General features: G+C 65.3%; 14 protein-coding genes. All 14 read right to left on the bottom strand.

The genetic code is table 11. The features are described 5' to 3' along the window. Nucleotides 1–6 precede the first annotated feature (6 nt). The 14 genes from ACNJ7K_RS07860 to ACNJ7K_RS07795 all read right to left on the bottom strand — a co-directional run bounded on the left by ACNJ7K_RS07860 (nucleotide 7) and on the right by ACNJ7K_RS07795 (nucleotide 17,238). On the bottom strand, nucleotides 7–318 hold the full coding sequence (locus ACNJ7K_RS07860) for a hypothetical protein (protein ID WP_120280789.1): 312 nt from the start codon (nucleotides 316–318) through the stop codon (nucleotides 7–9). Between the two features lie 11 nt (nucleotides 319–329). Next, entirely contained in the window at nucleotides 330–1,211 is an 882-nt protein-coding gene (locus ACNJ7K_RS07855; RefSeq protein ID WP_183070608.1) for an alpha/beta fold hydrolase, read from the bottom strand. A 29-nt stretch (nucleotides 1,212–1,240) separates the two neighbouring features. Then, nucleotides 1,241–2,959 (bottom strand): CocE/NonD family hydrolase, encoded by a 1,719-nt coding sequence (locus ACNJ7K_RS07850; RefSeq protein ID WP_120280790.1) that lies wholly within the window; start codon nucleotides 2,957–2,959, stop codon nucleotides 1,241–1,243. A 105-nt stretch (nucleotides 2,960–3,064) separates the two neighbouring features. After that, complete coding sequence (locus ACNJ7K_RS07845) at nucleotides 3,065–3,847, bottom strand: SDR family NAD(P)-dependent oxidoreductase (protein ID WP_225623672.1); 783 nt, start codon at nucleotides 3,845–3,847, stop codon at nucleotides 3,065–3,067. Further along, nucleotides 3,844–4,926 (bottom strand): phosphotransferase family protein, encoded by a 1,083-nt coding sequence (locus ACNJ7K_RS07840; RefSeq protein ID WP_120280791.1) that lies wholly within the window; start codon nucleotides 4,924–4,926, stop codon nucleotides 3,844–3,846. The genes ACNJ7K_RS07845 and ACNJ7K_RS07840 overlap by 4 nt, the downstream gene beginning before the upstream one ends. Then, entirely contained in the window at nucleotides 4,923–6,473 is a 1,551-nt protein-coding gene (locus tag ACNJ7K_RS07835) for an FAD-dependent oxidoreductase (protein WP_183070609.1), read from the bottom strand. The genes ACNJ7K_RS07840 and ACNJ7K_RS07835 overlap by 4 nt, the downstream gene beginning before the upstream one ends. After that, nucleotides 6,470–7,345, bottom strand: a complete 876-nt coding sequence (locus ACNJ7K_RS07830; protein ID WP_487041445.1) for a VOC family protein — start codon at nucleotides 7,343–7,345, stop codon at nucleotides 6,470–6,472. The genes ACNJ7K_RS07835 and ACNJ7K_RS07830 overlap by 4 nt, the downstream gene beginning before the upstream one ends. A 13-nt stretch (nucleotides 7,346–7,358) precedes the next feature. Continuing rightward, nucleotides 7,359–8,582: an amidohydrolase family protein gene (locus ACNJ7K_RS07825; protein WP_120280794.1), complete on the bottom strand. Its 1,224-nt coding sequence runs from the start codon at nucleotides 8,580–8,582 to the stop codon at nucleotides 7,359–7,361. A 16-nt stretch (nucleotides 8,583–8,598) separates the two neighbouring features. Then, complete coding sequence (gene hsaA, locus ACNJ7K_RS07820) at nucleotides 8,599–9,747, bottom strand: 3-hydroxy-9,10-secoandrosta-1,3,5(10)-triene-9,17-dione monooxygenase oxygenase subunit (RefSeq protein ID WP_159417233.1); 1,149 nt, start codon at nucleotides 9,745–9,747, stop codon at nucleotides 8,599–8,601. A 221-nt stretch (nucleotides 9,748–9,968) separates the two neighbouring features. After that, nucleotides 9,969–10,760, bottom strand: a complete 792-nt coding sequence (locus ACNJ7K_RS07815; RefSeq protein ID WP_120280796.1) for a FadR/GntR family transcriptional regulator — start codon at nucleotides 10,758–10,760, stop codon at nucleotides 9,969–9,971. Nucleotides 10,761–10,797: 37 nt separating this feature from the next. Continuing rightward, nucleotides 10,798–13,068 (bottom strand): CaiB/BaiF CoA transferase family protein, encoded by a 2,271-nt coding sequence (locus tag ACNJ7K_RS07810; protein WP_159417231.1) that lies wholly within the window; start codon nucleotides 13,066–13,068, stop codon nucleotides 10,798–10,800. A gap of 15 nt (nucleotides 13,069–13,083) precedes the next feature. Then, a complete protein-coding gene (locus tag ACNJ7K_RS07805) occupies nucleotides 13,084–14,250 on the bottom strand; it encodes an amidohydrolase family protein (protein WP_120280798.1) in 1,167 nt (388 codons plus the stop codon). A gap of 44 nt (nucleotides 14,251–14,294) precedes the next feature. Then, nucleotides 14,295–15,530, bottom strand: coding sequence for a CaiB/BaiF CoA transferase family protein (locus ACNJ7K_RS07800; RefSeq protein ID WP_230791852.1), 1,236 nt, complete (start codon nucleotides 15,528–15,530; stop codon nucleotides 14,295–14,297). Nucleotides 15,531–15,756: 226 nt separating this feature from the next. Continuing rightward, nucleotides 15,757–17,238 carry an ABC transporter substrate-binding protein gene (locus tag ACNJ7K_RS07795; protein ID WP_487041444.1) on the bottom strand — a complete coding sequence of 494 codons (1,482 nt, stop codon included), beginning with the start codon at nucleotides 17,236–17,238 and terminating at the stop codon, nucleotides 15,757–15,759. Nucleotides 17,239–18,311: the final 1,073 nt, after the last annotated feature.

Genomic DNA, 18,311 nt, shown 5'->3' with positions numbered 1-18,311 from the left:
GTCGGGTCAGTCGGACGAAGGCAGCGGCTGCGGGGGACGTTCGGGCAGAACCCGATCCCCGAGACTCAGAGAGCCCGGTCCCGCCGAGGTGCACACGACCTCCAGGCCGGTCTCCTCGTCCCAGTACCGCTTCCCGATGATCGTGCCCTGGTCGTAGCCTGCGGCGGGGCCCGGACGCGAGTCCACGTCGGTGCCGGCGGCCACCATCGCCGTGCCACCGCATTTCAGGTCGATATCGGAGGACGGTCCCTTGACCACCACGATCGACGTTGCACATACCGCGCTGACGTAGCGCTGGCCGGATCGAACTTGCATCATCTACCTCCGTTTCACGCCACGGACGTGGCGACTGGGCGGGTCAGGAACTCCATGACCACGCGCTCGAACTGCTCGCGCTTCTCCGTCATCGCCCAGTGACCGCAGCCCGAGAAGACGTGCAGTTCCACTTCGCGCATCTGACGCAACGGAAGCCACGCCATCTCGAGCGGGGTCACGCGGTCGTCGCGACCCCAGGTGATCAGCGTCGGCGCAGCGATCTTCGGCACCTGCGCCCACAACGGGATCTCTTCGGTGGGGCGCTTGCTCTTGCCGCCGACGTGCGAGAAGAACAGGCGCAGCCATTCGATGGCGCCGGGTTCGGTGGCGTTGCGCCAGCGTTCCTCGATCAGTTCCTCGGTGATGAACGCCTTGTCGCTGACCATCGTCTTCATCCACGCCACCAACTTCTCGCGGGTGGGGTCCTGGGCGAATTCGACGAGGCGGCCGAGCCCCTCCGGCGGGGACGGCGACAGGATCGCCGCGCCGACGCCGCCCGGGCCCATCAGAACGAGCTTGCCGAGACGGTCGGGATGGTCCAGAGCGAAACGCGCTGCGACGCTGCCGCCCATCGAGTTACCGAGGACGTGCGCCTTCTCGATTCCCAGTTCGTCGAGCAGGGCCGCGATAGCATCCGACGAAATCCGATGGTAGGGGCGGTCCATCTCGGGACGAGGGCTCGCGCCGAAGCCGGGCTGGTCGGGAATGATCGTCCGGAAGTGTTGCGAGAACAAGGGCAGGTTCGCACCGAAGTTGCCCCACCCCGAGACACCGGGGCCCGAGCCGTGCAGCATGACGAAGGCTTCACCCTCGCCGGCGATGTGGTAGCTCAGCGGGGTGGGGCCGTCGAAGGTGCGCCGGGTTCCCTCGCGGGTGATGTCTACCGTGTCCAGCATCTGGTCTCCTATCGAGGTGGGCGGGAAGTTCAGGAAGCAGTAGGGGCTGCGTCGACGATGGGAAGCAGCACCGCCGAGGCCGCAACTCCCCCGCAACGAACGGTCTGGGTGCGCACGGCGCCGTCGATCCCCCCGACGATGGGGTGACGTGGCGAGGAGCTACCGGCGATGTGCACCCGGATGCGGTGCCCGGCCCGGAACCGCTGGGCGGTCGCGCCGAGGCTGATCCGTATCGGAGCCTCTGCCGTGGCTGCACCTGCCCGAACGTGCAGGTAGCCGTCGCAGACGTTGTAACTGCGACCGTCCGGGTGGACGTCGCTGACGGTGATCGAGTAGTCGGCATCGACCGCGCTGCCGTCCACCCACAGTTCGGCGTCGACCCAGCCGATGACGTCGAGGTCCTCGGTCAGTTCGGGGCCGGTGAAGACGAGCACGTCGTCCCTCTGCTGCACCTCGGTCTGTTCGATCGGTCCGGCCGGGCAGACCGCCTCCGGGGTCATGTGGGCGCCACCGGAGGTGGGCACGGGGTCGGTGGGATCGTGCTGCCAGCTGTCGGCGACTTCCCGCTCGGGTGCATCCCACGACAGCGTCCCGTCCTGTCGGGCGGCGGTACCGTTGCCGACGAGATGCAGGCGACGCGTCTGCGCCTCTGCCGGGGGCCACTGCGAGTAGTTGCGCCAAGCGTTCTCACCCATCATGAACAACCGGACCCGCTCGGGGTACGGCCATGTCGCGGGTTCGCCTGCCAGAGCGCTGCGGAAGAATCCGATCTGGAGGTTGTCCATGTCGAACATCGCGCTCGTCCCGAAGTAGAGATCGCCGATTTTCAACTGGCCGAGCGTGCTTCCTCGGGGAACGCGGTGCGCCCACGGGCCCATCAGCAGGAACTGCTGGTCGCGTACGGATTCGGGGGCTCGGCTCGTCATTCCCTCGAAGTTGCGGAGCGTCCCCACGTGCGCCTGGTCGTACCAGGAGCTCAGGTGAAGGACCGGTACGGAGACGTTCGGGTACGACGATTCCACCGAGAGCGAGGTCCAGACCTCGGAGGTGGGATCGTCGGCGGCGGCCCAGTCGAAGAAGAACGGCGCGATGTCTCCCAGGACCGTCTCGCGCAACTTCTCGATCGGTGCGGTCCGGGCCCAGGGTGCCAGGTCGTTGACCGCTTCGCGGGCCTCCCGCGCTGCGGACGGGCGCAGCTCGCCACGCTTGATCATCCGGTGAGCGATTCCTCCGCCCAGCGCGTTGAGCGAAACACCCAGCAGCGCGCCGAGTTCGAAGGCGCCGCCGCGGTAGCTGCGTCCCTCGAAGTAGTCGCTGCTGGCCTGGAAGGGTGCCAGTGCCATCAGTCCTTCGGGGGATCGCTTGGCAGCCTGCCAGGCGGCCGCGGCCATGTACGAACTGCCGTACATGCCGATGGCACCGTTGCACCAGGGTTGCGCTCGCACCCACGCCACCGCGTCTTCACCGTCCTGGGCTTCGGCGGTGAAGGGGTAGAAGTCGCCGTCGGAGCGCCCGCGTCCCCGGACGTCCTGCACCACGACTGCGAAACCGGCGGAAGCGGCTTTGATCGGGTCGAGCACGACCCACAGGCCGGGGTTGAAGTCCTTGCTGTACGGCGTGCGCTGCAGCAGCGTCGGGAAGGGTCCTTCGCCGGCGGGTCGATAGAGATCGGCTCGCAGGATCGTGCCGTCTCGCATCGGCACTTCGACGTTCCGCTGAACGATCAATTCCGCAGTGTGCGTTCCCATGTGAGGAAACCTAAGAGTCGAAAGGCCATGCCGACAGAGGTCTGTGCCGGGGGATGGGACCGGATTCTGCTACCGACCGCATCCCCCGGACACCGTGTCCTTCGGTCAGACGTAGCCGCCGTCGAGACGCATCACTGCTCCCGTGGCGAAGCTCGATGCGTCGCTGGCGTAATACAGTGCTGCGCCGATGATCTCCTCCGGCCGGCCGCCGCGTTGCAGTGCCATGGTCCGCTGTGCGCGTTCTTCGAATTCCTCCATGTCCCATGCCTCGGATACCTCGGTCAGGAACGGGCCGCACAGGATCGCGTTGACCCGAACCTCCGGGCCGAAGGCATGGGCGAGGCCTTCGGTGATCGCGTTCAGTCCTGCCTTCGCAGCCGCATACGGAAGAGCGTGCGGACGCGGCTTGATCGACTGGGTGGAGGTGATGTTGATGATCGAACCACCGCGGCCTTCGGCCATCCTGGTCCCGGCCAGCACCGAGAGCCGGAACGGGCCTCGCAGGTTGACGCCGATCACCTTGTCGAACAGCGCCGCCTCGACCTTGTCGAGGCTCGGATACAACGGCGAGAGCCCGGCATTGTTGACCAGCACATCGAGTTGGCCGTACCGCTCGTGCACCGCGTCCATCAGGTCGTCGCATTGCGACCAGTCGCTCACGTTGCAGGCATAGGCACCGGCGTCGACGCCGTAGGTGTTGCGCAGTTCCGCCGCGGTTTCCTCACAGGCCTCGATCTTGCGGCTGGCCACGATCACGTTCGCGCCCCGTGCCGCGAAGGCGTGTGCCATCTGCAGGCCCAGGCCGCGGCTGCCCCCGGTGATCAGCACCGCCTTGTCGCGAACGTCGAACAACGGGTCGGTCTGTACGGGTGAGGAGGTCGTGGTCACGAGACGATTCTTTCTGCGCGGCGGAACAGGGCTTGGCTCATCCGGTGGAGTCGGGCGCCGACGGCCGGGTCGGCCAGTCCCGCGCACGAACGAGCGTGGGTTCCTTCGAGGATGACGCCGATCTTGAAGCAGGCGAGCACGATGTACCAGTCCACCGCGCTCACGTCGAGAGTGCTGGTGGCCCGGTACCTGTCCACGAGTTCGTCGGCCAGGGGCAGACCTTCGGTCCGGTAGATGGGGCCGGCGGTCCCGATGGGTTCCTCGGCCGACGGCCAGGTCGCGAGGAATCGGCCCAGGTCGAGTAGTGGATCGCCGATGGTTGCCATCTCCCAGTCCACCACGGCCAGGACACGTGCATCGTCCTCGGAGAAGATGAGATTGGCGAGGTGGTAGTCCCCGTGCATGATGCCGGGTCGGAAGAATGCGGGCCGGTTCTCCCCGAGCCAGGTCACGATGCGGTCGAGTCCCGGGAGTTCGACACCCTCGTAACCGTCCAGTGCGCTGAACGACTCGAGTTCCCGCAACCATCGAGGCACCTGGCGTTCCAGAAATCCTTCCGGTTTACCGAACTCTTCGAGGCCCACACTCCGGTGGTCCAGATTGCCCATCGTCGCGAGCACGTCCATCGCATGGAAGGCGAGATCGCGCCTGAGATCACGGGAATCGGCGAAACGTGGAGGAACGACGACGGCCGGATTGAACCCGTCGACCATGTCCATGACGTAGAAGACCCATCCGGTGACATTGTCGTCGGTACATGCGGCGACCAGGCCGGCATGGGGAACGTCGGTGCCGTTCAGCGCCCGGAGGATCTCGATCTCTCGCAGCAGCACCGAATTGCTGCTCTTGCGCAGATGCAGCGGTGGGCGACGAAGGACGAGGTCGCGACCCGCATGGGAGTAACGGATGAGGATGTTCTGGGTGCCGCCGGCGAGTACTTCGACGCGACTGTCCTCGTCCGGCCCGATACCACGCTCGCGGAGCCAGTCGGCGAGCCGATCCCAGTCGGCCAGACGCGGATCCTGGTCTTCACTCGAGAATCCCGCGGTGTCGGGCGACGGCAGTCCGGTCCGGTTCATGCCGCCATCCTGTTCACCATGTGTCGGGCCGCGAGATAGCCGAAGACCATGGACGAACCGATCGGGGCGCCGGGACCCGGATAGCAGGAACCCGTCCACGACGCCATGATGTTTCCGGCGGCGTACAGACCCGTGATCGGCTCGCCCGATTCGTCGAGTACGCGAGCATGCGGGTCGGCGCGTAGCCCGCCTTTGGTACCCAGATCGCTGAGCACCATCGGTAAGGCGTAGAACGGACCCTTTTCCAGTGGTGAGAGTGCAGGGTTCGGGTACACGTCGGGATCGCCGAAGAACGCATCGAACGCATTGTCGCCGCGACCGAACTCCTCGTCGACACCGGTTTCGGCGAATTTGTTGAACCGCTCCACGGTCTCGACGAAATTGTCCGCGGGTATCCCCAAGGAACTTGCGAGCTTTTCGAGCGTGTCTTCGCGATACGCGAAGCCACCCGCAAGCCACTCTTCCGGAACCGGCGCACGGGGCGGCACACCATTGAGACCGTAACGGTCCACGTACGACTGATCGACAATGAACCAGGCGGGCAGTGTCAAGGTGCCGTCGAGCACGCCGGCGCGAAACGCCCGCCCGATCCGGTCGTAGGGTAGCGATTCATTGCAGAAGCGACGTCCGTCCTGATTGACGACGATCGAGCCAGGGTGTCCACGTTCCCGGACACGGAAGGACGGACCGAGCGGAGTGTGAAAGGCCGGTGTCCACCAGGCTTCGTGCAGCAACTCGGCCCCGGCACCGATACGTCGGGCCTCGGCGAGAACTTCACCGGTACTGCCCGGAGCGCCCATCTGCCATCCCGGCTCGACCGGATGCCCCTCGCGCTTACGCATCTCGATGTCATGGTCGAAACCGCCCGCTGCCAACAGAACCCCGGCACGCGCACGTACGCGCATGTCACCGTCGCGTCCGCCCAGGCGTGCACCGACGACCGTGCCCTCCCGGGTTTCGAGCTCGAGCAAGGGCGACTCGAGTTCGATCCGAACACCGGCACGCATACAAGCCTGGATGAGGCGGCCCAGCAGGACACGTCCCCCTTCGACCGTCTTGCCGATCTTGTGGCCACCGCGGATCAGCGGAAGTTCCGGTCGGATCATCCGCATCACACCACTCAACGCGAAGGCAGGTAGCGGCTTCGGGAAGATTGCGCGTCCTTGCGGCTTGTACCCCGGGGCGTCGGGGTAATAGTCGGGGAAGGCTCGCCAGTAGAAATCCAGAGAGCGATCCTGCAGGAGGAAGTCGATCATCTCCGGCGCGGCATCGAGATACGCTTCGCGCAGGTCGGCGAAACCGGTGTCATCGGTTGTCGCGGCGACATACGCATCGACTTCCTCCCGGCTATCTGCGAAGGCCGCGGCGGAAACCTTGTTCAGTGGTAACCACAATCCGGCTCCGGCGTAAGCGGCTGTACCGCCGAGGTACTCGGTCTTCTCCGCGAGAATCACGTCGAGTCCGAGGGTCGCGGCGGTGAGAGCGCCTGTGAGTGCGCCCGCACCGCCGCCGACCACGAGGACATCGCACTCGAGCGACGATGTCATGCACTTACCTTTCTGTGCCCCCAGTAGCTGGTGGCAGTGGTTTCGTAGGTCGGTGTCCCGGGTTCGATCAGGCGCCCTTCGCATCCGACCTCGACGGTGAAACCATCGGGGGTCGTCGAATAGAACGAGACCATCCCGTCGTTGCTGTGCCGGCCCAACGAAAGGCGCTGCGGGATACCGGAGTCGAGTGCGCGGTCGTACGCACGGCCGACGTCGTCGATCGAACCGACCTCCACCATGAAGTGGATCAACTGCGCGGGCGCCGGCCGTTTCATCAGCGCCACCGTGTGATGGCGACGGTTGCAGCCGAGGAAGGTGATCCGCTCGTCACCCCGTCTACCATCCGGCCCCATCGCACGCATGGTGTTGCGGTCGACGAAGCCGAGAACGTCCCGGTAGAACGTCAAGGCGTCATCGGCCTCGGGGCCGCCGAAGACGACGTGGCCCATTCCGAGATCACCGGTGACGAACTCGCGCACATGACGGGTTTCGAGCGGATCGTGCACCAGCGAGGGCCCACTGTACAGCTCGAGCGGCATTCCGAACGGGTCCTTCACCAGCCGCACATCACGCACTCTGCGGGCGTCGCATTCCGCGGAGGTCCCGCTCCGGACCTCGAATCCGCGGCTCGTCAGATCGGCGGCGAGAAGGTCGAGCACCCCGCGGTTTTCCACTTCGAAACCGATACCGGCGACAGCGCTCGCATCTCCGGGAACGATCTCCAGGCGAGCAGCGTGCTCGTCCATCCGGAAGGCGACCCCGCCCTGGGGAGACCGTTGCGCGGTCATCCCCAGGACGTCGGCCCCGAAGCGAGTCCACGCGTCGACGTCGACCGAAGTGAGACGGAGATAGCCGAGCGAGTGGATCGTCATCGATATTTCCTTGTCACCGCGCGAGGGTCTGCATGGCGTCCTGGAACCACTCGCAGTCACGCGGGTAGTCCTCGGAGGCCAGCGGAACCCTCAGTTCCTCGACACTGGGACCGACCCGCTCGGCGATCTTGTCGAGCGCAGCGAGATCGAACCCGTAGAGGTTGGCGCAGGTCTCGCCGAGCAGACGGCGGGCGTCTGCCTCTTCCACGTCGGCCAGCGCGACACGGAGGTGCTCGCGGGTGTAAGGCGCGGTTCCCTCACGGTGCGGGTAGTCGCTGCCCCACATCACGTTTCCGGGACCGAGGCCGAGGGCCGGCTGAACCTCGCCGGGTCGGATGGTGCTGGCACCGACGAAGCAGTTGCGGGCGAAGTACTCGCTCGGGCGCAGCGTCAGCTTGTCGAACGCCTGCTTGACGAACATCTCCAACCACGGCCGATCGGAGACTGCGGAGAACTGCACCTCGAGCTTGTGCAGCGTCTCGAGGACCCACTTGACGCCCTGCTCGGTCATCGAGAACTTCAGGTTCGGGAACTTCTCGAAGACACCGCCGATGAGCATGTGCGAGAGAGTGCGGTTGGTGAACAGACCGAACTCGTAGAGCATGACGGCCGACGTGGCCGGGTCCTCCGGGTACTCGGGCTCACCGGAACCGGAGTGGGTGCCGACGACGAGACCGGTCTCCTCGACTGCGCGCCAGACCGGGTCGTAGTGGCCGGTGTAGTGCGGAAGGACGGTCGGGTGGTTCGGCGGGCTGGCGGGGATGACCACGCCACCGATGACGCCGGTCTCGGCCGCCCAGTAGATCTCCTTGACCGCGTCCTCGACCTGGTGCGGGAACACCTGGATCATGCCGCGACGCTGGACCGGGAGCTCCTTGCAGAAGTCGACGAGCCAGCGGTTGTGCGCCTGGATGCCGGCCCAGCGGCGGTCGTACTGCTCCTGCGTGGTGGGCAGCGGCACCACGTTGACGATCGACGGGAAGAAGGGCGGGATGGTGTTCGGGAAGATCACCTCGCCGACGACGCCGTCCTCTTCCATCTGCTTGCGGCGAAGTTCACTGTCCCAGTTGCGGGCGGCGGTGTCGTTGACCAGGTCGTCCCAGGGGCTCGAGTATGCCTTGGCCCACTCGTCGAACTCTTCGTGCCAGCTCGAGGCGAGGTACTGCTTGTATTCCCACAGATCTGCGCCGGCATGGGTGTCGGCCGAAACGATGGTGTAGTTCTTCTTGGTGCTCATGACTTGTCCTTCTTGCTCAGACGATCGATTCGCTCGGGCCCAGCCCCATGGCGTTGTGCGCCCAGCTGTGCAGGGTTCGTTCGTTCGTATTGATGGTGTGATGCTTGGCCGTGTGCGCGTCCCGCCAGAAACGGGCCATAGGGTGGTCTTCGCGGATCACCGCGGCACCCTGGCGGTCGTAGATGTCGTCGATGGCGGCAACACACCGAACGGTGCCGAGCACTTGATCCCGGCGTGCCGTGGAACGCTGGTCGGTTGTAGGGGTTCCACCCGCCATCAACGTCTCGTAGATGTCACCGATGTTGCCGAGCAACTGCCGCCGGCACGCATCGACGATGCTCGCGGCTCCACCGAGAGCGGCCACCGAGTAAGGGTCGGCGTCGAGCATCTTGCCGTGTGCCCGGCTGACACGAGTGCCCTGGTACTCCAGCGCGAGGTCGATGAGGCCCTTCGCCATACCGATGACGGGGCTGGTGATTGCACTGGGAAACAGTGTCGTGAACGGCATGCCGAACAGCGGTGAGGTGTTGAGCGCGCGTCCCGGTGCATCGTTGGTGTAGACCTGCGTCTTGGTCAGTGCCCGGTAATCCGGGACGAAGGCACCGTCGATGACGATGTCGTTACTGCCGGTGCCACGCAGACCCACTGTGTGCCAGACATCCTCGACGACGTAGTCGGTTCGCGGCACCACCACGTTGTAGGTGGTCGGCGGGCCGTCCTCCTGCATCTCGAGAGCTCCGAGGATGGCCCACTGGCAATGGTCGCTACCCGAGGAGAAGCTCCATCGACCCGTGAGCTCGAATCCGCCGGGCACTCGCGTCAATTTGCCACCGGGCATGTAGGACGAACTGGTCCAGGTGTCCTGGTTCTCTCCCCAGATTTCCTGCTGGAGCTTCTCGTCGTAAAGGCCGAGCTGCCAGTTGTGTACACCGACAACGCCGGTCACCCATGCGGTGGAACCGCAACGCTCGGCAATCGCAAGCACTGCTTCGTAGAACGCTACCGGGCTTGCTTCGTATCCACCGAATGCCTTGGGCTGCAGCAGACGCATCACACCGCTGTTCGCGATCTCCTTCACCGTGGCGTCCGGGAGACGACGCTCGGCATCGGCCTGAGCGGTACGCTCGCCGATCCCGGGAAGCATGCCTTCTACGGCCTCCAGCACGGTGGTTACCGCAGCCTCGTGACCGACTCCTGAACCTGGATGCGGGTCGCCTCGTCTTGGCATCTTTCCTCCTCTGTTCCGGGCTGCGCGATAGTTGGACCCTAGGCGCAGGAGGGAAGGTTGCAGGAGGGGAAAGTGCCATTGGATGAGATCCGGTTCACAGGAGTTCCGAGATCTTCCCGGTCACCGAATTCGGTTATGCAGCAATGGAAGGTCGCGGGTCAGACCCATTCGATGACGGAGTCGAGAGCCATCGCGTAGTGCGTCTCGACGTACTCGGCGAGATCGGCCATGTGCTTGACCATCAGTTCCTCGGCACGCGTTCCGTCGCCGGCGGCCACGGCCTCCGCGATGGCCCGATGCTCGGCGAGGATCTCGGGACGATCCGCCGGTTCCGTACTGGGGCCTTCCGCGCGGATGAATTCCCGATAGATCTGGCAGACAGCGCGTGCGAACAGGCTCAGCACCGGGTTCGCCACCGAGTAACTGGCGATCAGGTCGTGGAATTCGTGTGCTTGCGCACGAAAGATGGCCCCGGGTTCCGGGTTTCGGCTCGTGATGTCGAGCAGAGCCCGGCGGACTTCCGGGGCGCTGTCGGTTGCCAGCTCGCGCACCAGTATCGGCTCGAGTGCCTGCCGCGCGCCGATGATGTGGCGGTAGGTGACGCCCATGATCTGGCAGTAGAGGCGGATGACCGAGCTGAACTCCGCGCCGTCGCGATCGTTGACGACCGGTCCACCGTTGGGTCCGGGCCGGACCTTGATCAATCCGATCGATTCGAGCATGCGCAGAGCTTCGCGAACCGAGGCGTATCCCACCCCGTAGTGCTCGGCCATGGAAGCCACCGCGGGAAGCCGGTCGCCGGCGCCGAGACCCGACTCCACGATGTCGGCCACCACCTGACGCGCGGTGTACTCCGACATCTTCTGCGGGCGGCGCAGGGAGGGTACGGGACTCGATTCGCTGCGTACCGGCTTCCGCGTGGTGGGCTTGTTCGCCTCTTCGGCAGGCATCTCTCTCCTCTGATCGCATGCGCGACCAGGGTGGGAGTCAGGCCTGCAGAGAGTCGAGTACCTCTGCGGTGTGCTGTCCGAGGGTGGGTCCGGGGCCGGTCTTCCGACCGGGCGTCTCGGACAACCTCACGGTCAAGCCCACTTCCCTGATGTAACCCCAGTCCGCGTGCTCTAGGTGTTCGAAGACGTGACCCGATTCCACCGCCCATTCCTGCCAGAAGAATTCCGGCATATAGGGTGTGTCCCGCGCCACTTCGTTGGCAATACTATGCGAGTCGAGCCATTCGGTCGCGGAGGTCGTGTCCAAACCGGACAGGTGGGTCTCCAGGGCCGCACCGAGTGCTTCTTCGCCGTTCGGGCCGCCGGTATCGGCGCCCACCGAGCGCAGTGCGTCGCGCAGGCGATCCTGCGCGCGCTGCCCGACCGCTGCGACGCAGACCCAGCCGTCGCTCGTCTCGAAGAGCCGGTAGGTCGGCGAGAGCCCCAGCTGGTGTGCGTCGAGACGAGCCGTATCCAACGGCTTGTGATCGCCGTCGGTCATGTGCTCGCTGACCGCGAAGAGGCTGGCGTGCAACTGCGGGGCCAGGATGAACTGGCCTTCTCCGGTGCGGGCGCGGTGTTCGAGGGCCATCAGGATGCCGGTGGCTCCCAGGAATCCGCCGTAGTAGTCCTCGCTCGCTCGCGCCCGGCGCACGGGCTTGTTGCCGGCTCCGGAGGCAACGTACATCAGTCCGGTCAGTGCCGAGAGCAGCGGGGCGAAGCTCTTTTCCATCGCCCACGGTCCGTCGGCGCCCCAGCCGGGCTGGTAGCAGTAGATGAGGTCGGGCTTGATCTTGCGCAGTGTCTCGTAATCGACGCCGAGCTTCTCGGCCTTGCCGGGACGCTGGTTGTGGACGACGACGTCGGCGGTGTCGAGCAGACGCAGGAAGTGACTCTTGCCTTCCTCGGTCGTGAGGTCGAGGACGATGGCGCGCTTGCCTCGCTGGCAGGCCTCGAACGGGTCGGGCAGCGAGCGCATCGTATCGCCGATGGGCGGTTCGATCTTGATGACGTCCGCGCCCAGATCCGACAGATACTTCGCGCCGTAGGCAGCAGCCATGAACTGGCTGAGATCGAGGATGCGCAGGCCCGTCAGCGGATGATCGAGGTCTCGGCCCGACTCGGCCGCCTTCGGTTCGAGACCGAGCAGCTCGGACAATTTCTCCTGGTGCTGCCCGACCGCCGGGGCGGGTTCGGGAAGTTCGGGGGCGGCGGTCGAGAACTTGATCACCGGCGCGACCTGCCGCAGTGTTCCGTGTTCGTCGTCGGGCATGTCCATGACGAGGCCGGCGTGCCGCACCTGCTCGTGTTCGAGGATCTCGCCGGGACGCAGCACGGGGACGACCGCCACGTCACGAGCGCGCAGCAACTCGAGCCATTCGTCGCGAGGACGTGTCTTCCAGATCTGCGGCACCTCCTGCCGGGCGATCCGGAACTCCTCTTCGTTCAGCGGCACCGCCATCTCGACCTTGCCGGTCACCGTCTGGAAGTGCTCACCCACCCCCAGTACCTCCATGGCGGCCTTGAAGGCTCCGTTGCCGCCGGTGTGGATCATGAGGTACTCGCCGTCACCGCACTCGAACAGGTCGATGAGCACGCGGCGATGACCGAAGTGGCCTTTTTCCTCGGTGTCGAGGTAGGACTCGTCCTTCGAGGTGAACCACCAGTTCATCGGTGCCTGCCCGAGCACACCGTCGAGGATGGAGACGTCGACGCGTTGTCCTCGTCCGGTCACGCGACGGGCGCGCAGGCCGGCGAGAATGCCGATCGCTCCGAGGAATCCGGTGGTGTACCCGATACTGGGGTGCCCCAGGAAGATCGGACCCTTCCGGTGCCCGGGCTGCTCGGCCATGAATCCCATCCGGGCGGCGACCAGCGCTTCGTAACCGGGCCGGTCCTGCCACGGCCCGGACCGGCCGTATGCCGTGGTGGACAGGTGGAGCAACCTCGGGTTGAGGACACGAAGGTCCTCGTAGTCGAGGCCGAGCTCCTTGCTCCGTGCGACACCGTAGGACTCGATGAAGACATCTGCGCGGCGCAGCAGTTGCCGCAGAGTCTCGGCGTCGTCGGGGTTTTCGGGATCGAGCACGATGCTCCACTTGCCGCGATCCCACATCTTGCGTTCCGGGGCGGTGGCGTCGATACCACCGCCCGGCCGCTCGACCTTCACGACATGCGCGCCATAGTCAGCCAACAGCAGCGAGGTTATGGAGGAGGGCATCCCCCATGAAGCATCGATGACGAGCAGTCCGTCGAGCGGCCCGGGCATGTGAGTACTCCCCTCTTACTTCGAAACCAAGGTCGGAATATGGGCTTCGCGAGCCCATTCCGGGATTTCCGGGACCTTCCAGTTGAACATCTTCTCGGCGTTCTTGTAGAGGATCATCTCCGCTTCGTCGTCGGGGATGTCCGCGAAGAGTTCCTCCACCTTCGGCTGAGTTTCGTCCCAGATGCAGTTGGCGTGCGGGTAGTCGCACTCCCAGAAGATCTTGTCGAGACCGATCTCGTGGCGGTTGGCCAGGCCGTACGGCTCGTCGATCATGCAGAACCACATGTTGCGCTTGCAGATCTGCGACGGCGTCAGGCTCTGGTCCAGGTCGCCCCAGTACTTGTGAAGACCGTACTGGCGATCGGCACGCTCGAGAGTGACCGGCACCCAGCCGATTCCACCCTCGGAGTACACGAGCTTGATCTTCGGGTACTTACGAGCCACCGGGCCGTACATCATGCCGACAGCGTGGGTGATGGTCTGCGTCATGCTCAGTGCGATCTCGAGCGCCGCCGAGGACTCCGGCGGGCGGTACGCCTTCCAGCCACTGGACGCGATGTGCATGCAGACAGGAATGCCTTCGGATTCGCAGATTTCCCAGATCGGGTTCCAGTAGTCCGAGTAGTAGGACGGCAGGCCGAGGTTGCTGGTCTCCTCGGGGATGGTGATCGCCCGGAAGCCGCGCTCGAGGTTGCGCTTGATCTCCTTGACGGCAGCTTCGATGTCCCAGAGCTGGATGATCGCCATCGGCACATACATCTCGGGTGCGACGAGGTGCCAGTCGTACATGAAGTCGTTCCAGGCCTTCACGCAGTAGTCTGCGAGTTCCTTGTCCTGGAAGTTGATGAACAGGGCACCACCGAAGCGCGGAAGGGTCGGGAAGCTCAGGCTCGACATGATGCCGGCCCGCTCGAAGTCCGTCTTACGAGCAGCCGCGTCGTAGCAACCCGGGATCATGTCCTCGAATCGCATCGGCTCCCGGCCCCACTCCTCCTGCGGCTTGCCCGCAACGGCGTTGAGACCCAGGTAGGTGTGGCGAGTGTCCTCGTACATCCAGTACTCGGCACCGTTCTCGTCCTCGAGAACACGTGGGGCGCGGTCCTTGAACCGCGCGGGTACCCGCGAAGTCCAGGTGTCGCGCGGTTCGACGATATGATCGTCGACGCTGAACAATTTGCGCATTGACCTTCCTTCTTCCTTCATTGATTGCGGAACCGGTTGGCTCGTCAGATATGTGAGGCCGCGAGTTCCGTTGCCAGGTCGTGTAGTCCGAGGTCGATGAGGACATCGACGGTGTCGGCTCCGAGTTCCGGAGCCGCAGTGAGGCCCGCTCCGCGCTGTCGACGGCGAACGGCCATCTCCTCGCTTCCGGGATGATCGCCGTCCACGGGAACGACCGCCACCGGAGTCAACGGAACGGTGTACGTCGCGTCGGGCAGCGACACCGGAACGCTCACTCCGAGATGATGAGCATGATCGGTGGCGACCGCTTCGCGGACGGTGCGGACCATCGCGGCGGGAACTCCCGCCTCGGTGAACATCTTCTCCCAGACGTGCGCGGGGCGGGCACCCAGAGCAGCTGCGATCACGGCTGTTTCGTCGTCGCGACCGGCACCGTAGTCGGCTCCGCGTTCCCACGAACCGACGGTCCGGTAGGACTCGGGCAGGCCCACGATGTCGACGAAGCGTTCCCAGTACTTGCGTTCGATGGGGCAGATGAGCAGGACCCGTCCGTCGCCACAGGGGTACATTCGGTAGCGCGAACCCATCGCCTGGAAGGAGGGGCGCGACGGCAGGTCGTTCAGGCCGGCCTGCGCCTCGCGCCACATCCAGGACAGCGCCGCCTCCCAGATGGAAACGGTGACGACCTGACCGGATGCGCCACGTAGGCGCCGGAGCAGGGCTTCCTGGATGCCCAGGGCCGCCCAGATGCCTGCGAGAGCGGTGCCGTGTGCCTGGTACGACGCGGGCACACGGGGCATCCCGTCGTGCCATTCGACCTCGACCAGTCCGGCCATGACGTCGGGCTGGAGGCCGTGGGCCGGCATCGCGGCCCAGGGACCGTCGTCGCCGTATCCCGTCACAGAGCAGTACACGAGCTCGGGATTGGCAGCCAGCAGCGTCTCGGCGTCCACGCCCCGCCTGCGGGCATCTTCGGGTCGGGCACCGACGATCACCACGTCGGCCCACCGGGCGAGGGCCGCCACGGCGGTCGGCCAGGTAGCGGAGCGCCGGTCGAGTGCGATGCTGCGCGTGCCGGCGTTGAGTGCGTGATGCACGTCGGATGTTCCCGCGAAGGGATTGCCGACCTGCCGGTTGCCGTCGCCGCCCCGCGGATTTTCGACCTTGACCACGTCGGCGCCGAAGTGGACCAGTGCCCGGCTCGCCATCGGACCACTGAAGTGGGTGGAGAAGTCGACGACGCGCGGCCAGCCGCGGCCCGAGGGGTTCGAGTGTGACACGGATGAATCGAGTTGTCCCACCATGAATCTCGCCCCCTTTCTCGGTTCGTGGAGATGGTGTGTATCGGTATGCATGAGTTGTATCAGCGGCGACGGTGCGGTTTCACTAGCTCCGTCCCATCTCGTGAAATCGAAGTTCGGGGATTTCGACGGAACGAGGCAGTCCCGGCCACGGAAGTGACCGGGACTGCCTCGTCGCCAGGTTCGGGGCCCTCTCGGGCGGGGTTCAGTTCTTCAGGAACGCCTTGTCGAACAACATGATCGAGTCGTTCAACGGGGTGACGCCGTACACGTTCGGTGTCCAGGCCACGAAGTTGATGCCCGCGCCCCACAGCGGCATCGGCTGGTCGACGTTCATGAGCTCCTGGACCTTACCGATGGCAGTGCGCTTGGTTTCCTCGTCGGGAGCCGACAGCACCTCGTTGAGCAGTTCGTCCATCTGCGGGCTGTTGTACGCGAGGATGTTGTTGGTCGATTCGCTGTGGAGCGCACCGTAGAGCCGGATCTCCGGGTCCACGTCCGACATGCTGAAGCCACCGAAGCTCAGATCGAAGTCCTTGTCCACGAAACGGCGCTTGACCAGGTCGGTCGAGCTGCTGGCGTACTCGACTGCGGTATCGAAGCCGACAGCATTGAGCTGGGCCTGCACCGCCAGCGCCAGCTCCTGGGAGTCGGGATTGTTGACGCTGAGGAACGTGATCTTGCCGTCGTAGCCGTCGGCCTTCGCCTCGTTCAACAGTTCGGTGGCCCGCTCGGGAGAGGGGGTGATGCCGTCGACATCGCCGTGCCATGTGGACCACGGCTGGAACATGTCGGTTCCGGGCATGCCCTTGCCTTCGCGGACTCGTTGGTCGATCACCTCGGGATCGACGGCGAAGGCGATGGCCTGACGGACGCGCGGGTCCTCACCCGGACGTCCCGGAGCGGCATTGATCTGGCCGAGCAGCTTGAGGTTGACCGGCTCGGCATATCCCGGGAACTCCGCCATCGCTGCTTCGACGGCCTCTGCGTTGCCCAGGTAGGCCATGTTGATGCCGTTGGTCCGGAGCGCTTCGATCTTGGGCTGGTCGCCGGCGATGGCGACGAACTTCAGGCCGTCGAGGTTCGGCTCTCCGCCCCAGTAGTCGGGGCGTGCCTTCAGTTGCAGCTCCTGCTGTGGTTGCAGGCCGACCACCGTGAACGGCCCTGCACCGATGGGGGTGAACGTGTCGCCCTGCTGGGACGACGGCGCGACGACCATCCCGTGGCCGTACGACAGCAGGGCCGGGAAGGTGGACCATGGGCGGTCCAGGCTGAACACCACGGTCGTCGGATCCGCAGCGGTCGTACTCGTCACGATCTCCTGGTAGAGCTGTGAGTGCGCACCGCGCCGGGTGTTGTAGCGGTCGATGCTGGCGACGACCGCGGCGGCATCGAGCGGAGTTCCGTCGCTGAACGTGACGCCTTCACGCAGCGTCATCGTCCACGTCAGTCGATCGTCGCTTTCTTCCATCGACTCGGCGAGGTGCGGCTCGAACTGTTCCGATTCGATGTCGTACCGCATCAGGACGTCGTAGACGGCGGCCATCTCGGTTCCGCCGGTCGGGCCGGTGGCCTGGGTCAGCGTCGGATCGAGGTTGGTCACCGGCGCGAGCGACGCAAAGGTGAGAGTTCCGCCCTTCACCGGCGGCCCGCCGTCACCCTGGTCGCCGATGACGCCGTGGACCACCTCCCTTTCCGATGAGGAACTTGCCGACGCTTCGTCCGATCCGCCGTTGCTCGCGCACCCGGTGAGCGCCACGGTACCGACCGCAACCGTCGCCAGTATTCGACCGAACCTTCTCGAGAACCTGCTCATGAACAACCTCCTAGAGAGAGGATCGGTCCCCACACCGACGGCGTCGCCCGACCCGCTGCGTTGCGGACTGTATGCTGCATCTCAGCTGTGCCACAAGATCTTTCGATAAAAAAGCGTTTTTCCGATATACGGAATGCCGTTGACGGACCGCACATTACGGCCGAGGCTGCAAGTGCGTCTCCCTACCGACCGTAGGGGGACGGCCCGTATGTTTCGGCCACGCGTGTGGTCACGCCCGTGATCTCGCCAATCCGTACCGCAGCATCGCCCCTTCGGACAAGACCCGACATCCCGGTTCGGGGACCTCCGGGAGCCCCTGCGGCAGAGCCGTCGGAGAGACCCGGAACAGCTCCGGCGCCCGGCGCGACATCCACACCCGTAGCCTCGCCCCTCGGTGCCGCGCCATCGGACGCGCGCGCTCGACGAGCCCGAGGCCGGCCGGGACACCGGACGGCGCAGCTCCCGAACACTGCCCTGCCGGTGTGCCGAATGGCCGATGATCGAGCCTTTGATCAGCGGTTTCACCGTTCGATGGTTCGCGCTTGGGCCATTCGTCCGAGAATCGGCCATGCCCGTCGACACCAGGCTCTCGGGTCCGGCGGCCGGGAGGTCGCCTCGCGATTCGGCCGGCGCGGGGCCGCGAAGAGCTCGCTTCTCTACGCCGCAGATACAGACCGACGGGTCCATTCCCACCATCGGCAGGCGGTCTCACGACGCCGTTCTGTCGCACCGGCAACTCGATGCCATTCAATGGGACCAGCGCTCACGGCTTCGGATGTGGCGGAGGCTACATTCGAGTCGCACCCGGTCGGGTGGTGGCCGGCAATCGGTTCGCGAGCCGCTCTCCCTCGATCCCGCATCGATGCGCATCCCAGGAGGGTGAGTATGTGATCCGCCGAAGATGCTCTTCACCACCCCGGCAGGACACGGTCCGGTGCAGTTCG

Source organism: Rhodococcus shunpengi (assembly GCF_048381395.1).
GTDB lineage: Bacteria > Actinomycetota > Actinomycetes > Mycobacteriales > Mycobacteriaceae > Rhodococcus.
Note: the sequence above shows the minus strand (reverse complement) of the source record. Positions and strands in the feature narration are given on the sequence as shown.